Source organism: Enterobacter cloacae complex sp. 382A5 (genome assembly GCF_050031095.1).
GTDB classification, from domain to species: domain Bacteria; phylum Pseudomonadota; class Gammaproteobacteria; order Enterobacterales; family Enterobacteriaceae; genus Enterobacter; species Enterobacter cloacae.
On the sequence record NZ_JBLGVK010000001.1, the window covers coordinates 399,781 to 421,479 of the forward strand.

The window sequence follows — 21,699 nt, forward strand, 5'->3', positions numbered from 1 at the left end:
TTTGGTAACGCCTAAAAAGAAAAAAGGCACGTCACAAGTGACGTGCCTTTCGGAAGCTTAGCCTGAACGGTTACTGTTCGCTTTCATCGGTGTATCGTTTCGCTTTATATGCCGGGTGCATCAGGTTCTGGGCGGAGAAGATATCGTCCAGCTCGGCTTCGGTCAACAGTCCGCGCTCCAGTACGACTTCACGCACGCTCTTACCGGTTTCGGCGCAAATCTTACCGACGATGTCGCCGTTATGGTGGCCAATGAACGGGTTGAGGTAGGTGACGATCCCGATGGAGTTGTACACGTAACCTTCGCAGACTTCTTTATTCGCGGTAATGCCGTTGATGCATTTTTCCAGCAGGTTATAGCAGGCGTTAGTCAGGATGTGGATAGATTCGAACATCGCCTGGCCAATCACGGGCTCCATGACGTTCAGCTGCAGCTGACCGGCTTCAGAGGCCATGGTTACGGTCGTATCGTTACCAATAACCTTGAAGCAAACCTGGTTCACCACTTCTGGCACTACCGGGTTCACTTTCGCTGGCATGATGGACGAACCGGCCTGCAGTTCTGGCAGGTTGATTTCGTTCAGGCCAGCGCGTGGGCCGGAAGAGAGCAGGCGCAGGTCATTACAGATTTTGGACAGTTTCACCGCCAGACGTTTCAGGGCGCTGTGTACCATGACGTAGGCGCCGCAGTCGGAGGTGGCTTCAATCAGGTCTTCCGCAGGCACCACCGGCAGGTTAGAGACTTCAGCCAGTTTCTGAACCGCCAGCTGCTGATAGCCATCCGGGGTGTTCAGACGCGTACCGATGGCGGTGGCGCCCAGGTTCACTTCCAGCAGCAGCTCGGAAGTGCGCAGCAGGTTTTTGGTTTCTTCGTTCAGCAGCACGTTAAACGCGTGGAATTCCTGACCGAGGGTCATTGGCACCGCATCCTGCAGCTGGGTACGCCCCATTTTCAGAATGTCCTGGAACTCAACCGCTTTGCGCTGGAAACCGTCGCCCAGCTGGTTGATGGCGTCGACCAGTTTCACAACGGAGGCATAAACCGCGATGCGGAAGCCGGTTGGGTAGGCGTCGTTAGTGGACTGACATTTGTTGACGTGATCGTTCGGGTTCAGGTACTGGTATTCACCTTTCTGGTGGCCCATCAGCTCCAGGCCGATATTTGCCAGTACTTCGTTGGTGTTCATGTTGACGGAGGTGCCCGCGCCGCCCTGATAGACGTCAACCGGGAACTGGTCCATGCATTTGCCGTTGTTCAGCACTTCATCGCAGGCCGCGATAATCGCATTTGCCGCGCTTTTAGGAATGGTTTGCAGCTCTTTGTTTGCCAGCGCTGCTGCTTTCTTCACCATCACCATGCCACGGACAAACTCAGGAATGTCGCTGATTTTGCTGTTGCTGATGTAGAAGTTTTCAATCGCTCTCAGAGTGTGGACACCGTAGTAGGCATCCGCTGGAACTTCCCTGGTACCCAACAAGTCTTCTTCGATACGAATGTTGTTTAACATGTGAACCTTCTTTTCAAGCTGCCGATGGATTGTACTAAACACACAGTATTTATGTGGTTTTGAATATTTTCTGACCGACGATTATTCCCTCAATCGGCCAATTGCTCGAGATCATATGCTGATGATAGCGAATTGCCGTAAGCTGGATCACTTATTATGGACCCGATTCCATGATAATTATTAATCTGTGAAATGGGTCACCGCTTTAATATTTCCAAAAAAAATATCCGTGCAAACCGATTGAATTTTAGCTAACCGTCCTCATCTCTTACAGACGCGTGTCGCGAACACATTCAGACAGGGGCCAAAAGGCACCTGCCACACAGGAGATGCCAGTGCGCTGGATACCGTTTATTGCTTTCTTTCTCTATGTTTACATTGAGATTTCAATTTTTATCCAGGTCGCCCATGTGCTGGGCGTCCTGCTGACGCTGATTCTGGTGATTTTCACCTCCGTCATCGGCATGTCGCTGGTGCGTAATCAGGGTTTCAAAAATTTCCTGTTAATGCAGCAGAAGATGGCCGCAGGCGAGAGCCCGGCGGCCGAGATGATCAAAAGCGTATCGCTGATTATTGCTGGTCTGCTGCTGATCCTGCCGGGCTTCTTCACCGACTTCCTCGGTCTGCTGCTGCTGTTGCCGCCGGTGCAAAAACACCTGACCATGAAGCTGCTGCCGCATCTGCGCTTTAGCCGGATGCCGGGCGGCGGATTCAGCACCGGCCCGGGTGATACGTTTGAAGGGGAGTACCAGCGTAAGGATGACCAACTCGACCGTTTGGATCATAAAGACGATCGGTAATGTTTTTGCCCGGTGACGCTTCGCTTACCGGGCGCGACTAAAGCGCCACCCACAGCCCTGCCAGCATGACGACAGCGTACATACTCTTCCATCCCACCATCATCAGCAACAGCAGGCAAAGCACTCCCCCGACAACGGCCAGTGCTTTATAGCGACCCTTCAACAGACGACAACCCGCCAGCATGCACAGCAGGTAGATCATAATAAATATGCCGTTGGCATAGATGATTAGCGCATCCAGATTGATCTTAAGCGCGTAAATGCACAACGTGCTCACAACGCAACTTCCCAGCACGAGATTCAGCGCATTCACCGGCAGCTGACGCTTAGACAACTGCGCAAGACGGCTCTGCGGTTTATTGCGCGCCTGAGACCACACCAGCCGCGCAAAGCTCTGGATGTAAATATTGAGGCTGGCAAAACAGGCCAGATAGCCAATCACACAGGCCACCCATAGCGCTTTTACGCCAAACAGTTGCACCACGATACCCGGCAGCGAAGCGGCGGCTGCTTTATCTGCGCCAAAGGCGTCGAAGTGCAGCACCAGCACAGTACAGGCCCAGTAAACCGTGCCTGCGACCAACAGGCCAATCATCAGGGCTCGCGGAAAATCGCGCTCGGGATGCTTAAACTCCGACGCCAGATGGGCGAACGCTTCCAGACCGACAAAACACCAGAACATGACTGACAGCGCAGCGAAGAGCTGCGCATGATCGATATCGGTGATGGCCGGGAATGGGATCTCCTCGACGCGAATATCACCCGCCCACCAGATAGCGGCGATGAGCGCGACAATCAGCACCGCGACGATCGTCTGCAGGTTAGCGCTGGAACTGGCCCCGCGTGAGCCCACCCACCAGACGATGGCCAGCGTACCCAGTTCAGCCAGCAGCAGTGCTTCGTCATGCCAGCCGAAGAGCGCTTGCCCAAAGCCGGTTGCGATATGCAACGCCGCAGGCAGACCAACCGGAATGACGGAAAGGAACAGCCAGCCGGTGACGCGCTCCAGTCGTGGGCCAAACGCCATGCCGACAAAGTGCGCCACGCCACCCGCGCTGGGAAAATGCCTTCCCAGAATGGCGAACACGATCGCGACCGGGAACACCAGCACAATCAGCACCGGCCACGCCCACAGGCTGTTATTTCCGGCAACCAGCGCCGCCAGTGCGGGCACCGCAAACACCCCTGTTCCTAACAAGGAGGTTGAGAGCAGACCTACCCCCTGCGCCAGCCCCAACTCCTGTTTGAGTCCACTCATTGACATCGTCCCGCCACCATTCAAAGAGAGCCGATGGTAACACTTTCGCAAATTTTTTTTCGACTCCCCCTTGAAGGGGTAAAAAGCTATCCCCATCTCTCAGGGCACTAGCCGGAAAACCGTGTGCGGCCCGGCGTCATCCATAACTGATAATGACTTTCTCAAAGGAGAGCTATCAATGAGTATTCGTCCGTTACATGATCGTGTGATCGTCAAACGTAAAGAAGTTGAAACCAAGTCTGCTGGCGGCATCGTTCTGACGGGTTCTGCAGCAGCAAAATCAACGCGTGGCGAAATCATCGCTGTCGGTAAGGGCCGCATCCTGGAAAACGGAACTGTGCAGCCACTGGACGTTAAAGTTGGTGACATCGTCATTTTCAACGATGGCTACGGCGTGAAATCCGAGAAGATCGACAATGAAGAAGTGTTGATCATGTCCGAGAGCGACATTCTGGCAATTGTTGAAGCGTAATTAACGCACGAAACTGTACGAATTTGAGGAAATAAGAACATGGCAGCTAAAGACGTAAAATTCGGTAACGACGCTCGTGTAAAAATGCTCCGCGGCGTAAACGTACTGGCAGACGCAGTTAAAGTCACCCTGGGCCCGAAAGGCCGTAACGTAGTGCTGGATAAATCCTTCGGCGCGCCAACCATCACCAAAGATGGTGTTTCCGTTGCACGTGAAATCGAGCTGGAAGACAAGTTCGAAAACATGGGCGCGCAGATGGTGAAAGAAGTGGCCTCTAAAGCGAACGACGCTGCGGGCGACGGTACCACCACCGCGACCGTACTGGCGCAGGCAATCATCACTGAAGGTCTGAAAGCCGTTGCTGCGGGCATGAACCCAATGGATCTGAAACGTGGTATCGACAAAGCTGTCGCGTCCGCTGTTGAAGAACTGAAAGCGCTGTCTGTACCATGCTCTGACTCTAAAGCGATTGCTCAGGTAGGTACCATCTCCGCTAACTCCGACGAAACCGTAGGTAAACTGATCGCTGAAGCGATGGACAAAGTCGGTAAAGAAGGCGTGATCACCGTTGAAGACGGTACCGGTCTGGAAGACGAACTGGACGTGGTTGAAGGTATGCAGTTCGACCGCGGTTACCTGTCCCCATACTTCATCAACAAGCCAGAAACTGGTGCTGTTGAGCTGGAAAGCCCATTCATCCTGCTGGCTGATAAGAAAGTTTCCAACATCCGCGAAATGCTGCCAGTGCTGGAAGCCGTTGCGAAAGCAGGCAAGCCACTGGTTATCATCGCTGAAGACGTTGAAGGCGAAGCGCTGGCGACCCTGGTGGTTAACACCATGCGTGGCATCGTGAAAGTGGCTGCGGTTAAAGCACCTGGCTTCGGCGACCGTCGTAAAGCTATGCTGCAGGACATCGCTACCCTGACCGGTGGTACCGTAATCTCTGAAGAGATCGGTATGGAGCTGGAAAAAGCGACCCTGGAAGACCTGGGCCAGGCGAAACGTGTTGTGATCAACAAAGACACCACCACCATCATCGATGGCGTGGGTGAAGAGTCCGCTATTCAGGGCCGTGTTGCTCAGATCCGTAAGCAAATTGAAGAAGCAACGTCTGATTACGACCGTGAAAAACTGCAGGAGCGCGTAGCGAAACTGGCAGGCGGCGTTGCGGTAATCAAAGTCGGTGCGGCTACCGAAGTTGAAATGAAAGAGAAAAAAGCACGCGTAGACGATGCCCTGCACGCGACCCGTGCTGCGGTAGAAGAAGGCGTGGTTGCTGGTGGTGGTGTTGCGCTGGTGCGTGTTGCCGCCAAACTGGCTGGCCTGTCCGGTCAGAACGAAGACCAGAACGTGGGTATCAAAGTTGCGCTGCGCGCGATGGAAGCGCCTCTGCGTCAGATCGTTTCCAACGCCGGTGAAGAGCCATCTGTTGTTACCAACAACGTGAAAGCGGGCGAAGGTAACTACGGTTACAACGCGGCAACAGAAGAATACGGCAACATGATCGACTTCGGTATCCTGGATCCAACTAAAGTGACCCGTTCTGCTCTGCAGTATGCGGCATCTGTAGCTGGCCTGATGATCACTACCGAGTGCATGGTGACCGACCTGCCTAAAGGCGACGCACCTGACTTAGGTGCTGCTGGTGGTATGGGCGGCATGGGTGGTATGGGCGGCATGATGTAATTGCCCCCTTCGCCCGGCAGCCATCAGGCGTTGGGCGTATCTACCTCTTAATAAAAAACCCCGGGCATCGCTGTCCGGGGTTTTTTGTTTTAGAACAGCAGTTGCATGACCCACATAGAGAGCAGAGCGTTAATTACGCAGACGCCAATAATATGCGGATAGTATTTAGGGTTTACCCCTGCCGTACCGAGACAGCGGCCGGTGTTTTGCACCGGATTACCCATCAGATAGATAGCCGGAAGCAGTACGGTGGCGTCATGCCCGCTGAGCGACCCTGCCACCACCAGGCTTGCGCAGACGCCCACGCCGCCGCCCATGCTCATCACCGACGCCAGCAACACGGTGGCGGCTTCTCCGGGCAGCCCCCACAGCGCCATAATCGGCTCGCAAACGCGGCCAACGATATCCAGCAATCCTGTTACCTTCAGCGCCTGGATGATCACAAAGGCCATTACGACGTTTGGCAGCAGGCTGGTGGTGGCGATGGTAAAGCCACGGCGAGCGCCGTCGATAAAGAGATCCATCAGGTTTTTACGCACTTCGGCGGTCATCTTCTCTCTCCTTGATCTGACGGGTTTCCATGTGCGCAATCCATGCTCTGAGAAAATTGGCACCTATAAATTTAAAGACAAGAATCACTGCCAGCGGGGTGATAACCGGCACGGTGATGCTGGTGAACAGCGCCGCGCCGGACGAGAAGTAATTGGTGATAATTGCGCTACCGCTGGTCTGAAAGGTGGCGAAAATCGCTCGTTCCCTGTCGCTGATAACGCCTTCATCGGCGAGCTCTTTGGTCATACCTGCAGCCGCATCGGTGTTTTGCAAATTGGCGATAAGCGCCAGAGAACAAATGCCTGGAATGCCCAGCAACGGTTTCAAAACGGGCGTCATCAATTGCTGTGCCGCCCGCAGCCCGCCCAGCCCTTCGGTCACTGAAATGATGCCCAGCGATAAAATAACAGACGGTGCCAGTTCCAGCGCAAACAGAAAGCCATCTTTTGCGCCGGTACCGCCTGTGCCGCGAAAAGAGACGCTTACGGCGCCTTCGCCATTAACCTGGCCAAATGTGCCGTTCAGCACGGTGAAATCAAAGACTCGCCACCATTCGGTGGCTTTGGCGAAAAAGCCAGAAAAGAAAATGATGGTTAGAAAGAAAGCGAGATACCCTACCCACGTCACTTTCCCCTGATTCGGGGATACTTCACTCATGTTGCCTCCTGTTTTTATGTTTCCCTGTCACCACACGCGCAAAAAATAAGCCGGTGGCCTGTCACTAAAAACGAAAAAGCACAAAAAAACGATATCCGCGGGGTGATTATCAGAATTCATTTAGGGGAGGCGAAGGCACCATTCGTGCTTGATATCTCGCAGAAACGCACGGAGGTTTTTCTTTTGGTCATCTTTTTAGTATAAGGTTTACACACGGACAACTACTGTCCAGCTTATTGAAAACGAGGAATAACATGCGCGTAAAAGTCTGTGCAGGGATTGTAGGAGCAGCATTGCTGCTGGCGGGTTGTAGCTCCAGCAATGAGCTGACTGCAGCGGGTCAGGGCGTTCGCTTTGTGGAAGATAAGCCGGGTAACGAGTGCCAGTTTTTAGGCACGGCAACCGGTGAGCAAAGCAACTGGATGTCGGGTCAGCACGGCGAAGAGGGCGGCTCTATGCGTGGCGCGGCCAATGCCCTGCGTAACCAGGCCGCGGCGATGGGTGGCAACGTGATTTACGGAGTAAGCAGCCCGACGCAGGGAATGTTATCCAGCTTCGTGCCAACCGCCAGCCAAATGAATGGCCAGGTCTATAAGTGCCCGAACTGATTGCCTTTTTCCCTCTCCCACCGGGAGAGGGTTAGGCTGAGGGGAAACTAGCTCTGTCTTAGCTGCAAATCCAGCGGCGTCTTGCTCGGTTCACCGCCAATCTCACGCGCCAGCTTCGGCACCATATAGCCTGACACCAGCGTTAACAGTTCACGCACGATCTGCCGGGCTTCTTCATCCGTCACCATGAAATGGGCCGCACCCTGAACGCGATCCAGCACGTGCAGGTAATAGGGCATCACTCCCGCATCAAACAGCGCATTGCTGAGGTCCGCCAGCACGCGGGCATTATCATTTACGCCGCGCAGCAGCACGCTCTGGTTCAGAAGCGTCACGCCTGCCTTGCGTAAACGCACCATTGCCGCACGAAATGCATCATCAATTTCATTGGCGTGATTGATATGGTTCACCAGCAGCACCTGCAGGCGGGACTGCTCAAGGCGTGAGACCAGTCCGTCAGTGATACGTGCCGGAATAACAATCGGCAGACGGCTGTGTATGCGCAGGCGCTTAATATGCGGAATGGCTTCAAGCTGGGTCAGCAGCCAGTCCAGCTCATGATCTTTCGCCATCAGCGGGTCGCCACCGGAAAAAATGATCTCATCCAGCTCAGAATGGGCGGCGATATAGTCCAGCGCGACCTGCCAGTTGCGTTTATTGCCCTGATTTTCGGCATACGGGAAGTGTCGACGGAAGCAATAACGGCAATTTACCGCACAGCCACCTTTCACCAGCAGCAGCGCACGGTTCAGATACTTGTGCAGCAAACCGGGTACCACGCTGTTCTGCTCTTCCAGCGGATCGGTGCTATAGCCGGGTGCCGTAATGAACTCTTCCTGTGCGGTAAGCGTCTGTTTTAATAATGGATCGTCAGGATTGCCTTTCTCCATACGGGCAACAAACGCGCGGGGAACGCGCAGGGCGAAAAGCCGCTTCGCCTCCCGGCCGGCCAGCAAATCGGTATGCTGTTCGAGCTCAAGAAGACGCAGTAATTCATCAGGACTGGTGATTACATCGGCAAGTTGCGATAACCAATCTTCTCTGGACGGGGTGTTTAGGGTTACAATATGCGCCATTTTGTGGCTTAGCTACCAATTAACAAATTTAGAGGGCCTTATGGCAACGTACTATAGCAACGATTTTCGTGCTGGTCTTAAAATCATGTTGGACGGCGAACCGTATGCGGTTGAAGCCAGCGAATTCGTTAAACCAGGTAAAGGCCAGGCATTTGCACGCGTTAAGCTGCGCCGCCTGCTGACCGGTACCCGTGTCGAAAAAACCTTCAAGTCTACTGACTCCGCTGAAGGCGCTGATGTTGTCGATATGAACCTGACTTACCTGTACAACGACGGTGAGTTCTGGCACTTCATGAACAACGAAACGTTCGAACAGCTGTCTGCTGACGCTAAAGCCATTGGCGATAGCGACAAATGGCTGCTGGATCAGGCTGAGTGCATCGTGACCCTGTGGAACGGCCAGCCTATCGCGGTTACCCCACCGAACTTCGTTGAACTGGAAATCGTTGAAACTGACCCAGGTCTGAAAGGTGACACCGCCGGTACAGGTGGTAAGCCAGCGAAACTGTCTACCGGTGCCGTGGTTAAAGTGCCACTGTTCGTACAGACTGGCGAAGTGATCAAAGTGGATACCCGCTCCGGCGAATACGTATCTCGCGTGAAGTAAGTGTTAAGGCGCAGCGTTGCTGCGCCTGATTTTTGCAGGCAGGGATGATGAAACGCACCGTTAAAATTCTGCTTCTGTTAGCGCTGTCCAGCGCGTTGCTTTCCGGCTGTAATACCACACGTGGAATGGGGGAGGATATCCAGGATCTCGGCCATATCATTTCTCACGCCGCCAGCTAATCCCGTCTAATTTTCCTAAAAATGCTTCCTTTTCCGTCAACTGGCGGGATCTTGTCTATTCTTAAGTTGCTATACACAAAACAACTCTGGCTATAAAAGGAAGATATTATGGTTAAGAAGACAATTGCAGCGATCTTTTCAGTTCTGGTACTTTCTTCAGTATTAACGGCCTGTAATACCACGCGCGGCGTTGGTCAGGACATTTCTGAAGGCGGTAGTGCAATCTCCGGCGCGGCAACAAAAGCTCAGCAGTAATTTAAAAACGGTACGGGCCCGGACGGGTTTCGTACCGTCAGTTTTCTGATTCCTGCAGAGATAAAAACGGGGAAAAGCGCGTATCCATATGCAATTTCATGCGGATATTTCGCTTATAGGTATAGACCGTTTTTCCATTGATACTCAGGTGAGTGGCAATCTTCTGATTGCTTGCGCCATCCATCCACAGCGTCAACACCTTCTCCTCCTGGCGAGTGAGCAGAGGGGCCGCGACCGCAGGGATCTCAACGCTTGCGCGAGTCGTCAGGGCGTCGTTGATGACCGTCGCCAGCGTCTCCAGTCCGGCATTTTTGGTAAGCGAAGCCCATATCGGAAATTGGGACAGAAAGCCTGCCATCTCTTTATCTTCCCCCGACTGCAGCAAAATGAAAGGCACTTTTTCACTGGCGTTCAGCAGGGAAGAAAGCTGCTGGAAATGGTGAATGTCCTGCATAAAGCCGTGCAGATCGGCGATAACCACCGATGGATCCCACTGCATAATATGCTCTCTGGCGAGGATGAGATTATTCAGCCCGGTCACGACGAAGTGCCCGGGAAACAAACCGGAATGATTGAGCCATGCTTCAAACCCCGCGCGGGTGAAGTGACATCGGTCAATCAAAAGAATTTTGAACATAATAGATTCGCAGTCGGCTAGTGGTTTGGCTTCCTGCCATCAGAAAGCACATCATGATAGAGAAGTCGGATGAGTGATAAATGCCTGAACTACGCGCCATACTGAGGCTATTTCTTGCCTTAACAGGTTCAGCACAAAGGGATTGAAAAAAAATCGTTCGTTAACCAAAATAAGTGACCTAATCTATGCCTTACGGGACGACCCGTAAGCGTTTCGTTCACCGGGGACGGCCCCAACTTGCAGTTAAGTTAAGGAGCCTGAAATGTCCTGGATTATTCTTGTTATCGCCGGTCTGCTCGAAGTGGTTTGGGCAATTGGTCTGAAGTACACCCACGGATTTACCCGCCTGACACCCAGCGTGATTACCGTTACCGCCATGATTGTGAGTATTGTGCTGCTCTCCTGGGCGATGCGCTCTTTGCCGGTGGGGACGGCCTATGCTGTCTGGACGGGCATTGGTGCAGTGGGCGCGGCGATTACCGGGATTTTGCTGCTGGGAGAGTCGGCGAGTCTGGCGCGTATCGCCAGCCTCGCGTTGATTGTGTGCGGTATTATTGGGCTGAAACTCAGCGCCCACTAATGCGGTTGTTCTACCCAGATGAGTTTTGACACATCAAACCCTTGCCGGGTCGCAACGTCCAGCATCTGCTGTTTCATCTCTGACGAAATGGTTGGCGTGCGGGAGAGTATCCATAAATAGTCGCGATCCGGCCCGCAGACCAGCGCATGGCGGTACTCTCTGTCGAGGGCGATGACATTGTACCCGCCATAGAACGGGCCAAAGAACGAGACTTTTAGCGCGGCCCGGCGCGGGTCGCCGGTAAAGTACGCTTTTCCCGTCGACTGTTGCCACATCTGCCGATCCGGATTGTATCCACGGTTTATCACCTGAATACCCCCGTCGTCCATCGAACTGTAATGTGCTGTGACTTTCTCTAACCCCCGCTCAAACCGATGGTCGAGCCGGGCGATTTCATACCAGGTTCCGAGGAAACGTTGAGCGTCGAAATTACTTACAACAGTGACGCCGGAGGGAGGGGTAGGGGAACTGCAGGCAACCACTAAAAACGCGGCTGTCACCGCGGCGATAACAGGCAGAATGCGCATAGGAGTTTCCTTACTGTTTTTTGTTAAGTGTAGATGACAGCAGGGAAATTGCGGAAGATTGTGCAGCGTGTTTCGCCGGGTGGCGCTGCGCTTACCCGGCCTACACAACGCGTAAATTTTGTAGGCCGGGTAAGGCGAAGCCGCCACCCGGCAATGGTTTACTGTAGCGTCTCGAGAATACGGTAAGCCGTTTCCACCCGTACCGGGTTCGGATAGCTTTTATTTGCGAGCATCACAATACCGATCTGCTTTTCAGGAATAAACGCCACGTAGCTGCCAAACCCACCCGTAGAGCCCGTTTTATGCACCCAGGAGGCTTTTACTGGCGGAGCCGGAGGATTCACTTCTGCGACCGGCAACGGCGCCAGTGCGACCTTATTGTCGCTGCCATCCACCACGGTTTTGGCGTCGACCGGCCAGTTGAGCATCTCCCAGCCTAACCCTTGATACATGGCACCCACGCGCCAGTAGCGAGACTGCGCCAGCGCAATACCCTGCTGCAGAGTGGACTGCGAGAGTGTCTCAGGTGCCATATTGGCCATCACCCAGCTCGCCATATCTTTGACGTTAGATTTCACGCCATAGGCTTCTGCATCCAGCATACCAGGCGAAACGTGGACCGCTTTTCCCTCACGATAACCCCATGCGTAGTGCGGCTCTTCAGCGTGTGGAACGTTTATCCACGTATGGTTGAGTTTCAGGGGCTTAAAGACCCGCTCCGCCATGGCCTGCTCGAAGCGCATGCCGGACGGTTTGACGGCCAGTGAGCCAAACAAACCGATGCTGGTGTTGGCGTACAGACGCGTGGTACCCGGGGCCCACTTTGGCTGCCAGGACTGGTAGAAACGCAGCAGAGAGACGTTATCGGTGACATCATCCGGTACCTGCAACGGCAATCCGCCTGCGGTATAGGTTGCCAGGTCTAGCAGGCGAATGCTTTGCCACTGCTTGCCCGTCAATTCAGGCCAATATTTCGTGACCGGGTCGGCCAGCGAAATCTCTTTGCGGGCAATGGCATCGCCACCCAGCACGCCGGTGAAGGTTTTGCTGACGGAGCCCAGCTCAAATAAGGTTTGCGGCGTGACGGGCTTATTCGCCGCGACGTCTGCTTTACCGAAAGTAAAATAGTGTGGCTGGCCCTGATAAATGACGGCCACGGCCATTCCGGGTATGGCCTGCGCCTTCATCAGGGGCGTAACGGTACGTTCCACGACGTCAGCCAGCTGTTTTTTTGACATCGGCGCGGCAAAAGCAGAGCAGGCAACGCTGAGCAGCAGCGCGCAGCTTAGGGATTTTTTCATCATCAGTTATCTTCCGTAATAGCGAATCAAGGGGATGTCCGGGCCCGTCAGACGTTCGTAGTCTGGGTGATTTGACTGAGGCTGACAAACGGTTAAATTTAGCATTAGCTGTTAATTTTTCTAACGGAAGGAACCATGACACGCAGCTATCTCCCTCTTAATTCGCTTCGGGCGTTCGAAGCCGCCGCCAGGCACCTCAGTTTTACTCATGCCGCGATTGAGCTGAATGTGACCCATTCCGCGATTAGCCAGCACGTGAAGGCGCTGGAGCAACACCTTAACTGCCAGTTGTTTGTCCGCGTTTCGCGCGGGTTGATGTTAACCACCGAAGGCGAGAATCTGCTGCCGGTGCTGAATGACTCCTTCGATCGTATCGCAGGCATGCTGGATCGCTTTGCTAACCATCGGGCGCAGGAGAAGCTGAAAATTGGCGTGGTGGGGACCTTTGCCACTGGGGTGTTATTCTCACAGCTGGATGATTTCCGTCGCAGTTATCCGCATATCGATCTTCAGCTTTCCACGCACAACAATCGCGTCGATCCGGCAGCGGAAGGGCTTGATTACACCATTCGCTACGGAGGGGGAGCGTGGCACGGCACGGAGGCGACGTTCCTCTGTTCAGCGCCGCTGGCACCACTTTGCACACCGGACATTGCAGCCGCGCTGCACACCCCTGCCGATATCCTGAAGTTTACCCTGCTGCGCTCTTACCGGCGCGATGAGTGGACAGCCTGGATGCAGGCCGCCGGAGAAAACCCGCCTTCACCCACGCATCGGGTGATGGTGTTTGATTCGTCGGTCACTATGCTGGAGGCCGCACAGACAGGCACAGGCATTGCTATCGCCCCTGTCGATATGTTTACCCATCTGCTGAACAGCGAGCGCATTGTGCAGCCGTTTACGACGCAGATTGATCTTGGCAGTTACTGGCTAACGCGGCTGCAGTCACGCGCCCAAACCCCGGCAATGCGTGAATTTGCTCAGTGGCTGGTGGGGAAGATGCAGAAATAACAGGCCCGCCGGAGGGCGGGCCTGGTGTGTCAGATAGTGACTACGGCAATCAGTGTTACCACGGTCAGGATGGTTGCCAGACCGTAGAACACCCATTTACCGCTCGGTACGTGGATCTTCAGATCATGCATCGCATGATGGATACGGTGCAGGCCGCACCACAGCGGCAGGACAATCATCAGGAAGATGAATACCCGACCAATAAAACTACCTGCAAATGCCAGGACGCGCTCATAGCTCAGCGCATCACCGGGGAACAGACCCAGCGGCAGCATAATGCCGACCAGCAGGATAATGACAGGCGCAATGATGGCACTCCACATGCCGCCTGCGCCAAAGAGGCCCCAGAAGACCGGCTCGTCTGAACGTTTTGGATTTGGATTGATCACAATAGTCTCCTTACCAGAACAGTGCGACAAACAGGATGACCACAGAGACCACTGCCGTCACTGCCCAAAGCCCTTTAATGACCGGCTCTGGCCCCATTTTCTCGCCTTTTACGATAATATTCGCCGCTTTTGGCGCCAGTTCAAACCAGGTTTTGGTATGAAGCAGGGCGGCTGCGAGCACAATCAGGTTCAGGATCACGATGATCGGGTTTTGCAGGAACCCGACAAAACTGGCCCAGGTTTCAGGACCATGTTTGAGGGCAAAAACGCCATACATCAGTTCAAGGCTGAACCAGACCGCAGGCACCGCAGTGCCTTCACGCAGCATATAGAAGCGATAAAACGGCAGTTTCTTCCACCAGGTGGACGGCATCGGCCGCACGTAGGCTTTGCGTTTAGTCGTCATCATGCACTCCTTAGCGTGGTTTCAGGGTGGCGATAAGAAAGTCTTTCGAGCTTTCCACTTTACCCTGCTGAATAGCGGCGGCCGGGTCGACGTGCTTCGGACAGACTTCGGAGCAGTAGCCCACAAAAGTACAGCTCCAGACGCCGTTCTGGCTGTTAAGCTGCGGCATACGTTCTTTTTTACCGTGGTCGCGGCTATCCTCGTTGTAGCGGTGCGCCAGCGTGATCGCCGCCGGGCCGATGAACTCAGGGTTCAGGCCAAACTGTGGACACGCGGCGTAGCAAAGACCGCAGTTGATGCACCCGGAGAACTGATGGTATTTCGCCATCTGGGCGGGTGTCTGGGTATTCGGTCCCTGATCCGGCGTGCGCGGGTTGCCAATGATGTACGGCTTAATGGCTTCCAGGCTTTCGATAAAGTGGGTCATATCGACCACCAGATCGCGCTCAATCGGGAAGTTGCCCAGCGCTTCAACCTTGATGCCTTTGGTGTAATCACGCAGGAAGGTTTTACAGGCCAGTTTCGGTACTTTGTTCACCATCATGCCGCAGGAGCCGCAGATGGCCATGCGGCAGGACCAGCGGTAGCTCAGGTCCGGTGCCAGGTTATCCTTGATATAGCCGAGCGCATCCAGCAGAGAGGTTTGCTCGTCATAAGGCACTTCATAGAAAGCGCTGTGTGGCGCGGTGTCCACTTCCGGGTTGTAGCGCACCACTTCAACTTTCAGTGTTTGCATCTCAGCCATTCGCCTTCTCCTTCTTCTCGGCGGCTTCTGCTTCTGCGCCGTAAACGCGTTTAGCCGGTGGCAGCGTTGTGATCTTCACGTCGCTGTAGTCCAGACGAGTGGTGCCATCCGCGTCGCGCCAGGCGAGGGTGTGTTTCAGGAAATTGACGTCGTCACGCTCGGTGCAGCCCTCATCAAGACGCTGATGCGCCCCGCGTGACTCTTTGCGCGCCAGCGCAGAGTGCGCCATACATTCCGCGACGTTCAGGCCGTGACCGAGCTCGATGGTATAAAGCAGGTCGGTGTTGAACACGCTGGAGGTGTCGGTGATGCGCACGCGTTTGAAACGCTCCTGCAGTTCCGCCAGCTTATCGACAGTTTTCTGCATCAGCTCCGGTGTACGGTAGATACCGCAGCCCTCTTCCATCGACATGCCCATTTCGTCGCGGATTTTCGACCAGTTTTCGTTGCCTTCCTGGTTGACCAGATCCTTCAGCCGTTTCTCAACATCAGCGACCTGCGCGTCCAGTGCTGCGCCGTTGGCTTCGCCCGCCGTTGCGGCACGCTCCATCGCGCGTTCGCCCGCCATGCGGCCAAAGACAACCAGCTCCGCCAGCGAGTTTGACCCGAGACGGTTAGCACCGTGCAGGCCGACAGAGGAGCATTCGCCGACGGCGAACAACCCTTTGATGCGCGTTTCACACTGCTGGTCGGTTTCGATCCCACCCATGGTGTAGTGCGCTGTTGGGCGTACCGGAATCGGCTCTTTCACCGGGTCGACACCCACGTAGGCTTTTGCCAGCTCGCAGATGAACGGCAGACGTTCCAGCAGTTTCTTCTCGCCGAGGTGACGCAGATCGAGGTAGACCACATCGCCACGCGGCGTGGAGATCGTGTTGCCTTTGCGCCACTCATGCCAGAAGGCCTGAGACACTTTGTCGCGCGGGCCGAGCTCCATGTATTTGTTTTTCGGCTCACCGAGCGGCGTTTCCGGGCCCATGCCGTAATCCTGCAGATAACGGTAGCCATTCTTGTTGACCAGAATACCGCCTTCGCCACGGCAACCTTCCGTCATCAGAATGCCGGAACCCGGCAGGCCGGTAGGGTGATACTGGACAAATTCCATGTCGCGCAGCGGTACGCCGTGGCTGAGCGCCATGCCCATACCGTCACCGGTGACGATGCCGCCGTTGGTGTTGTAGCGATAAACCCGGCCCGCGCCGCCCGTTGCCATCACTACCGCGTTAGTGCGGATCTGCACGAGCGTGCCTTCCATCATGTTCATCGCCACCAGACCACGCGCGTGACCGTCATCGACCAGAATATCGAGGACAAAATGTTCGTCAAAACGCTGGATTTGTGGGAACTGAAGGGAGGTCTGGAACAGGGTGTGCAGCATGTGGAAGCCGGTCTTATCGGCGGCAAACCAGGTGCGTTCAATTTTCATTCCGCCGAAGCGACGAACGTTGACGCTGCCGTCCGGACGGCGGCTCCACGGGCAGCCCCACTGTTCAAGCTGGGTCATCTCCGTTGGACAGTGGTGTACAAAGTAGTCAACGACATCCTGTTCGCAAAGCCAGTCGCCCCCTGCAACCGTGTCGTGGAAATGGTATTCGAAGCTGTCATGATCCTGCGCAACGGCGGCGGATCCTCCTTCTGCGGCAACCGTGTGGCTGCGCATCGGATAGACTTTTGAAATCAGTGCGATTTTAGCGTTGGGATTAGCCTGTGCTGCAGCAATCGCAGCACGTAATCCCGCTCCGCCAGCGCCTATTACGGCAAGATCGGCTTGAAAAGTTTGCACGACATTCCTCCAGATTTTTGTTATTTCGCAACGCGATAAACTAAAGGTAGCCCACCTGTCCGCAAGGACGATTGCGAAAGCGTTTCCACTGCTCCTTTATGGGTAAAGAAGTATAACCGCGCGAACGGCAGGGAAATTTGACGTGTTCGATTTTTTTGCTGTTCTGTGCGGTGATTTATCATCGTGAATGATGAATTCCGTCACGTGATAGTTGCCCTAAATGAAATGCGATTTTTATTGCGCAAAATTTGTCTCTGTCCGTGCTAACGAGTAGACTTCGTGCCCTTGTCTGAAATCGGAGAATTACCCATGAGCGAAACGGCCACCTGGCAGCCGAGCGCATCCATCCCCAATCTGCTGAAACGCGCTGCAATTATGGCGGAGATTCGCCGCTTCTTTGCCGACCGCGGAGTCCTTGAGGTGGAAACGCCGTGCATGAGTCAGGCTACGGTAACGGATATTCATCTGGTGCCGTTTGAAACCCGTTTTGTTGGCCCCGGCCATTCACAGGGCATGAACCTCTGGCTGATGACCAGCCCGGAATACCACATGAAACGCCTGCTGGCGGCAGGGTGTGGCCCGGTGTATCAGTTGTGCCGCAGCTTCCGTAATGAAGAGATGGGGCGTCACCATAATCCGGAATTCACCATGCTGGAGTGGTACCGTCCGCATTACGATATGTACCGCCTGATGAACGAGGTAGACGATCTGCTGCAGCAGGTTCTCGACTGCTCAGAAGCGGAAACGCTCTCTTATCAGCAGGCTTTCCAGCGTTATCTGGAAATTGATCCACTGTCAGCGGACAAAACCCAGCTGCGCGAAGTTGCGGCAAAACTGGATCTGAGCAACGTGGCGGATACTGAAGAAGATCGCGACACGCTGCTGCAACTGCTCTTCACCTTTGGGGTTGAACCGCAGATTGGCAAAGATCGTCCGACTTTCGTCTACCACTTCCCGGCAAGCCAGGCTTCTCTGGCGCAGATCAGCACTGAAGATCACCGCGTGGCGGAGCGTTTTGAGGTCTATTACAAGGGCATTGAGCTGGCGAATGGCTTCCACGAACTGACCGACGCCCGCGAACAGCAGCAGCGTTTTGAGCAGGATAACCGCAAGCGCGCCGCGCGAGGTCTGCCGCAGCAGCCTATTGATACTAACCTGCTGGAGGCCCTGAAAGCGGGTCTGCCGGATTGTTCTGGCGTGGCGTTGGGTGTGGATCGTCTGGTGATGCTGGCGCTGGGCGCAGAACAGCTGGGCGATGTGATTGCTTTTACCGTCGATCGAGCCTGACGGCAGTCCCCCCTCTCCCACGGGAGAGGGGGGACTGGCTGGCTTACAAACTCCCCGCCGGGCGTTTACGCGCCGCAGAGGTTAATGTTTTTCCTGTCTTAAGTCCGTCCAGGCTTTCCAGACGCATCTGGAACGGTGGGAACGGCATATCAATACCGTGCTCACGGAAGCCAGCCAGAATCAGCTGGTGGATCTCATGGCGCAGCGGCATACGGTGCCCCATTTCGGCGGCGTAAATACGCAATTCGAAAATCTGGATACCCTGCTGGAGATCGACCAGGAACACTTCCGGCGCCGGGTTATCAAGGACCAGCGTGCAGCGTTCGGCGGCGGTATAGAGGATCTGTGTGACCTCTTCACTGTTGGCATCCGAGGGCGCCGGTACCGTCAGCACCACACGCGTGACGGAGTCTGACAGCGACCAGTTGATAAACTGCTCGGTGATAAACGCCTTGTTGGGCACGATGATCTCTTTGCGATCCCAGTCGCTGATCGTGGTGGCGCGGGTGTTGATTTTGGTGATGCTGCCTGTCAGATCGCGGATCGTCACCGTATCGCCAATACGAATCGGTTTTTCAAACAGGATAATCAGGCCGGACACAAAGTTAGCGAAAATCTCCTGCATGCCAAAGCCCAGACCAAACGTCAGCGCGGCAACCAGCCACTGCAATTTAGACCACTCAATACCAATCATGGAGAATCCAACCATCCCGCCAAAGAGCAGAATCAGGTATTTGGTGATGGTGGTAATGGCATAGCCCGTACCGGGGGTTAAATCCAGGTGCTGCAACAGCGCCAGCTCCAGCAGTGCCGGGAAATTACGCACCAGCTGCGTGGTGATGATCAACACCAGAATGGCAATCAGCACCGCACCTAAGGTTATGGGCTCCAGGCTCTCCACACCCTGCACCGTGGACGTCACATCCCACAGCGAGATGTTCTCCAGGAAACCAAACGCGGAGTGGATTTCTGACCACAGGAAGATCACCGACAGCAGCGCAATCAGCATCAGGATGGAGCGTACCAGACGCAGAGACTGGGTGCTGATAGCGTCGAGATCCAGCTCAACCTCGTCCGCATCTATCGTGCCTTCGGTGCTGTTGACGTGGTTTGGCTCATCCTCGCCTCGCGCACGCTGGGCGAGGATCTCTGCCCGACGGTGCTTGGCGCGGTCAAACGCCAGACGGCGTCGCTGGATCAACATCCCCCGGCGGATGACGTGATAGATCACCAGCAGCAGGAACCAGATGGCAACGGAGGTTTCCAGTCGCGCCAGCAGTGCCTGCGAGGTCGCCAGGTAACCCACCGCCGCTGCCAGCATGGCAACCAGGGGGGCGCACAGCAGCAGGTTCCAGAGCATGCGGTTGAACATGTTGTCGCCGCTGCCGGTTTTATCCAGATAGAGCGGTATACCAGCCCGTTTCAGGCTGAGCGTGACGATGGCCAGCGCACCGCATATCAACATAAAGCAGAGACGGCCCAGCGAGCCCGAAAACTCCCGGTCATTGAGATTATCAAACATGATCAGCGCCATAATCAGCGGCACAATCAGCCCGATGCTCATCAGGTAGTAACGCATGGCGCGCGCCACGCGGTTACGCGGCCAGCCAAAGTGAGCAATGAACAGACCATTCGGTCGCGCAAACGTGGCGCAAATCATCACTACCCACAGCAGGGGGACGGTAGCGGTCACGCCATCGCCAATGGCGACCGCGAGCGGGTAGGGCCAGGCCTCCCTCAGGCCATAACCGAGCGTCATCCACAGGACCGGCAGCGGCGAGGCGACAAGTATTGACCAGAACACGGTACGCAGCGTCAGCCAGAAGTGATCCTGCGTAACCTTACCCACCCGGGCGCTGGAGCGTTCCAGGAAGCGGGTGAAGTGTCTGCGTGAGTAAATGCTAAAGCCCACCAGAATCAACGCGCCCAGAAGAGGGAAAATGGTCTCTTTGCTGGTGAGCATCATCACGCTGGCTTTTCCAAGCTGGCTAAAGGTATCCAGCGAGATCAAACGGCGCAGATCCTGAACGATCTCGATTGGCCATGAGAAGGTCATTGGGCGCACGTCAGAGGTCCAGAAGAGATAACGGTGCGTTGCCTCGTTCACCTCTTTCAGCGCATCTTCCAGCTGACTGTTGGAGACCTTCAGCTTGGTCAGCTCCAGAATCAGCGTATCCCCGCCCTGTAACAGGGAGTTCAGCAGCTCGCGCTGGGTCCGCAACTGGGCTTCCAGAATACGGTTTTGCTCGCTGGTGAGAGGCTGCCCATCGGCCTGACGGATCTGGCGGATTTGCGGCTGTTTATTGAGAAGATCTTCATAGTGCAGGCGTTGAACACGCAGTTGCGCCATCTCGGTATCCAACTGCTGCGGTTTTGGCATCTCTGGCAGGCGTGAAACCTGGGCGCGTAATGCCTCTCCCAGCAGGTTGGACGAGCCCAGCCACTGAGACTGCTCGCGCAGGGTGTTGAGCGCCTGGCGAACCTGAAGGGTTTGATTGGTGGCCTGACGTTGCTGGGACGCCACCAGATCCATACGCTGCGCCTGCTGATTCAGTGCAGCAGAGAGCTCACGGTTAACCTTAAACTGGTCAACGATGCCCGCTGGCAGGTTATCGCTGTTTTCTGCCAGCAGCTCGGTGCTTTCCAGCGCGCGCTCAGCTTCACGCTGGCGCTGGCTGTTAAGTTGATTACGTAAAGCCTGCAGGTAAGCATCGAGCTGTTCGCTCTGCTTTTGCGCCAGTTCGGAGCGCATCCGCGACAGCTCCTGGCGGTTGTTTGCCGAGAGCTGCGCCAGCTCCAGTTCATCGACCAGTGCTTTAAGTCTGGCTGATTCAGCCTGAAGCGACAGATTTTGCGCCTGGTTCTGCGGTGTGTTACCCGTTTGGGTACCGATACGGCGCTCAACCTCGTTGAGCTGACGGCGGGCATCGGTTTGCTGTTGCGGAAGCTGGCTCAGCGAGTCGGCGATTTCACGTGCGCGTTCCTGCTCCTGCTGTGCCAGACGACTCTTTTCCAGAAGCTGACTGCTAACCTGCAGGATCTCCTGATTCAACGCGTCAGAGGTCATGCCAGCAGGCACATCGCGCGGTTCATCGCGCAGATTGCTCAACTGATTGCGTAGCGTTTGCGAGAGTTTGGGGAAGTTGTCGATAACCTGCTGATATTGCTGAGCGCGCTCAAGGGAGCCTTTCCGCTCCTCAAGCGCATTCAGTGCAGACTGGAGCGACTCAACGGTCTCTGGCTGAGCGGGTTTTGCCGCTTTCGCCTGCTCCAGTTCCTGGGTTATCTGTTTTGCGTCGGGGGCTGTCGCTGCGTACGCCCCCATGCTGAGGCACCAGGCCATCAGTAGTACGATAATCGGGCGCACGTCAGCGTT

General features: G+C 55.1%; 23 protein-coding genes. 10 read left to right on the forward strand and 13 right to left on the reverse strand.

Annotated features, from left to right (window positions below; translation table 11 throughout):
* Positions 1-70 precede the first annotated feature (70 nt).
* Positions 71-1,507, reverse strand: coding sequence for an aspartate ammonia-lyase (aspA, locus tag ACQG2G_RS01875; protein ID WP_003855923.1), 1,437 nt, complete (start codon positions 1,505-1,507; stop codon positions 71-73).
* 335 nt (positions 1,508-1,842) lie between these two features.
* Between aspA and ACQG2G_RS01880 the strand changes: the two genes are divergently transcribed.
* Positions 1,843-2,307: an FxsA family protein gene (locus ACQG2G_RS01880; RefSeq protein WP_248078799.1), complete on the forward strand. Its 465-nt coding sequence runs from the start codon at positions 1,843-1,845 to the stop codon at positions 2,305-2,307.
* A gap of 37 nt (positions 2,308-2,344) precedes the next feature.
* Here the strand turns inward: ACQG2G_RS01880 and yjeH are convergent, their stop codons facing one another.
* Entirely contained in the window at positions 2,345-3,565 is a 1,221-nt protein-coding gene (gene yjeH, locus ACQG2G_RS01885) for an L-methionine/branched-chain amino acid transporter (RefSeq protein WP_097535458.1), read from the reverse strand.
* 178 nt (positions 3,566-3,743) lie between these two features.
* Between yjeH and ACQG2G_RS01890 the strand changes: the two genes are divergently transcribed.
* Both ACQG2G_RS01890 and groL read left to right on the forward strand, forming a co-directional pair.
* Positions 3,744-4,037, forward strand: coding sequence for a co-chaperone GroES (locus ACQG2G_RS01890; RefSeq protein ID WP_003855929.1), 294 nt, complete (start codon positions 3,744-3,746; stop codon positions 4,035-4,037).
* A gap of 39 nt (positions 4,038-4,076) precedes the next feature.
* Positions 4,077-5,723, forward strand: a complete 1,647-nt coding sequence (groL, locus tag ACQG2G_RS01895) for a chaperonin GroEL (RefSeq protein WP_013095260.1) — start codon at positions 4,077-4,079, stop codon at positions 5,721-5,723.
* Between the two features lie 89 nt (positions 5,724-5,812).
* Here groL and ACQG2G_RS01900 read toward each other — a convergent pair whose 3' ends face one another.
* Positions 5,813-6,274, reverse strand: coding sequence for a YjiG family protein (locus tag ACQG2G_RS01900; RefSeq protein ID WP_023622425.1), 462 nt, complete (start codon positions 6,272-6,274; stop codon positions 5,813-5,815).
* A complete protein-coding gene (locus tag ACQG2G_RS01905) occupies positions 6,255-6,932 on the reverse strand; it encodes a nucleoside recognition domain-containing protein (protein WP_040020539.1) in 678 nt (225 codons plus the stop codon). Before ACQG2G_RS01905 ends, ACQG2G_RS01900 begins: the two co-directional genes overlap by 20 nt.
* A gap of 254 nt (positions 6,933-7,186) precedes the next feature.
* Between ACQG2G_RS01905 and ACQG2G_RS01910 the strand changes: the two genes are divergently transcribed.
* The gene (locus ACQG2G_RS01910) at positions 7,187-7,540 is read left to right on the forward strand and encodes a DUF4156 domain-containing protein (RefSeq protein ID WP_013095263.1); all 354 of its coding nucleotides are present in this window, start codon (positions 7,187-7,189) and stop codon (positions 7,538-7,540) included.
* 47 nt (positions 7,541-7,587) lie between these two features.
* Here ACQG2G_RS01910 and epmB read toward each other — a convergent pair whose 3' ends face one another.
* Positions 7,588-8,616, reverse strand: a complete 1,029-nt coding sequence (gene epmB, locus ACQG2G_RS01915) for an EF-P beta-lysylation protein EpmB (RefSeq protein ID WP_020688987.1) — start codon at positions 8,614-8,616, stop codon at positions 7,588-7,590.
* A gap of 40 nt (positions 8,617-8,656) precedes the next feature.
* Between epmB and efp the strand changes: the two genes are divergently transcribed.
* The 3 genes from efp (at position 8,657) to ecnB (ending at position 9,657) form a co-directional block, all read left to right on the forward strand.
* Positions 8,657-9,223: an elongation factor P gene (gene efp, locus ACQG2G_RS01920; RefSeq protein ID WP_014830362.1), complete on the forward strand. Its 567-nt coding sequence runs from the start codon at positions 8,657-8,659 to the stop codon at positions 9,221-9,223.
* Between the two features lie 47 nt (positions 9,224-9,270).
* Positions 9,271-9,402 carry an entericidin A/B family lipoprotein gene (locus tag ACQG2G_RS01925; protein WP_013095266.1) on the forward strand — a complete coding sequence of 44 codons (132 nt, stop codon included), beginning with the start codon at positions 9,271-9,273 and terminating at the stop codon, positions 9,400-9,402.
* A 108-nt stretch (positions 9,403-9,510) separates the two neighbouring features.
* Positions 9,511-9,657, forward strand: a complete 147-nt coding sequence (gene ecnB / locus ACQG2G_RS01930) for a lipoprotein toxin entericidin B (protein WP_003025482.1) — start codon at positions 9,511-9,513, stop codon at positions 9,655-9,657.
* Positions 9,658-9,694: 37 nt separating this feature from the next.
* Here ecnB and ACQG2G_RS01935 read toward each other — a convergent pair whose 3' ends face one another.
* Entirely contained in the window at positions 9,695-10,294 is a 600-nt protein-coding gene (locus ACQG2G_RS01935; RefSeq protein WP_248766736.1) for a response regulator transcription factor, read from the reverse strand.
* 262 nt (positions 10,295-10,556) lie between these two features.
* On the opposite strand from ACQG2G_RS01935, the gene sugE reads away from it, so the two are divergent.
* The gene (gene sugE / locus ACQG2G_RS01940) at positions 10,557-10,874 is read left to right on the forward strand and encodes a quaternary ammonium compound efflux SMR transporter SugE (protein ID WP_013095268.1); all 318 of its coding nucleotides are present in this window, start codon (positions 10,557-10,559) and stop codon (positions 10,872-10,874) included.
* Here sugE and ACQG2G_RS01945 read toward each other — a convergent pair.
* Entirely contained in the window at positions 10,871-11,401 is a 531-nt protein-coding gene (locus tag ACQG2G_RS01945; RefSeq protein WP_013095269.1) for a lipocalin family protein, read from the reverse strand. The genes sugE and ACQG2G_RS01945 overlap by 4 nt on opposite strands.
* A 158-nt stretch (positions 11,402-11,559) precedes the next feature.
* A complete protein-coding gene (locus ACQG2G_RS01950) occupies positions 11,560-12,705 on the reverse strand; it encodes a class C beta-lactamase CMH-7 (protein ID WP_231869641.1) in 1,146 nt (381 codons plus the stop codon).
* 132 nt (positions 12,706-12,837) lie between these two features.
* On the opposite strand from ACQG2G_RS01950, the gene ampR reads away from it, so the two are divergent.
* The gene (gene ampR / locus ACQG2G_RS01955; protein ID WP_013095271.1) at positions 12,838-13,713 is read left to right on the forward strand and encodes a LysR family transcriptional regulator AmpR; all 876 of its coding nucleotides are present in this window, start codon (positions 12,838-12,840) and stop codon (positions 13,711-13,713) included.
* Positions 13,714-13,742: 29 nt separating this feature from the next.
* Here the strand turns inward: ampR and frdD are convergent, their stop codons facing one another.
* The 4 genes from frdD to frdA are packed head-to-tail and all read right to left on the reverse strand — an operon-like array spanning position 13,743 to position 17,036.
* Positions 13,743-14,102, reverse strand: a complete 360-nt coding sequence (gene frdD / locus ACQG2G_RS01960) for a fumarate reductase subunit FrdD (protein WP_013095272.1) — start codon at positions 14,100-14,102, stop codon at positions 13,743-13,745.
* A 10-nt stretch (positions 14,103-14,112) separates the two neighbouring features.
* Positions 14,113-14,508, reverse strand: a complete 396-nt coding sequence (gene frdC, locus ACQG2G_RS01965; RefSeq protein ID WP_013095273.1) for a fumarate reductase subunit FrdC — start codon at positions 14,506-14,508, stop codon at positions 14,113-14,115.
* Positions 14,509-14,518: 10 nt separating this feature from the next.
* On the reverse strand, positions 14,519-15,253 hold the full coding sequence (gene frdB, locus ACQG2G_RS01970) for a fumarate reductase iron-sulfur protein (RefSeq protein ID WP_013095274.1): 735 nt from the start codon (positions 15,251-15,253) through the stop codon (positions 14,519-14,521).
* Positions 15,246-17,036, reverse strand: coding sequence for a fumarate reductase (quinol) flavoprotein subunit (gene frdA, locus ACQG2G_RS01975; protein WP_061771447.1), 1,791 nt, complete (start codon positions 17,034-17,036; stop codon positions 15,246-15,248). The genes frdB and frdA overlap by 8 nt, the downstream gene beginning before the upstream one ends.
* A 309-nt stretch (positions 17,037-17,345) precedes the next feature.
* On the opposite strand from frdA, the gene epmA reads away from it, so the two are divergent.
* On the forward strand, positions 17,346-18,323 hold the full coding sequence (epmA, locus tag ACQG2G_RS01980; RefSeq protein WP_014830371.1) for an elongation factor P--(R)-beta-lysine ligase: 978 nt from the start codon (positions 17,346-17,348) through the stop codon (positions 18,321-18,323).
* Positions 18,324-18,366: 43 nt separating this feature from the next.
* Here epmA and mscM read toward each other — a convergent pair whose 3' ends face one another.
* The gene (gene mscM / locus ACQG2G_RS01985) at positions 18,367-21,690 is read right to left on the reverse strand and encodes a miniconductance mechanosensitive channel MscM (RefSeq protein WP_029883866.1); all 3,324 of its coding nucleotides are present in this window, start codon (positions 21,688-21,690) and stop codon (positions 18,367-18,369) included.
* Between the last annotated feature and the right edge of the window lie 9 nt (positions 21,691-21,699).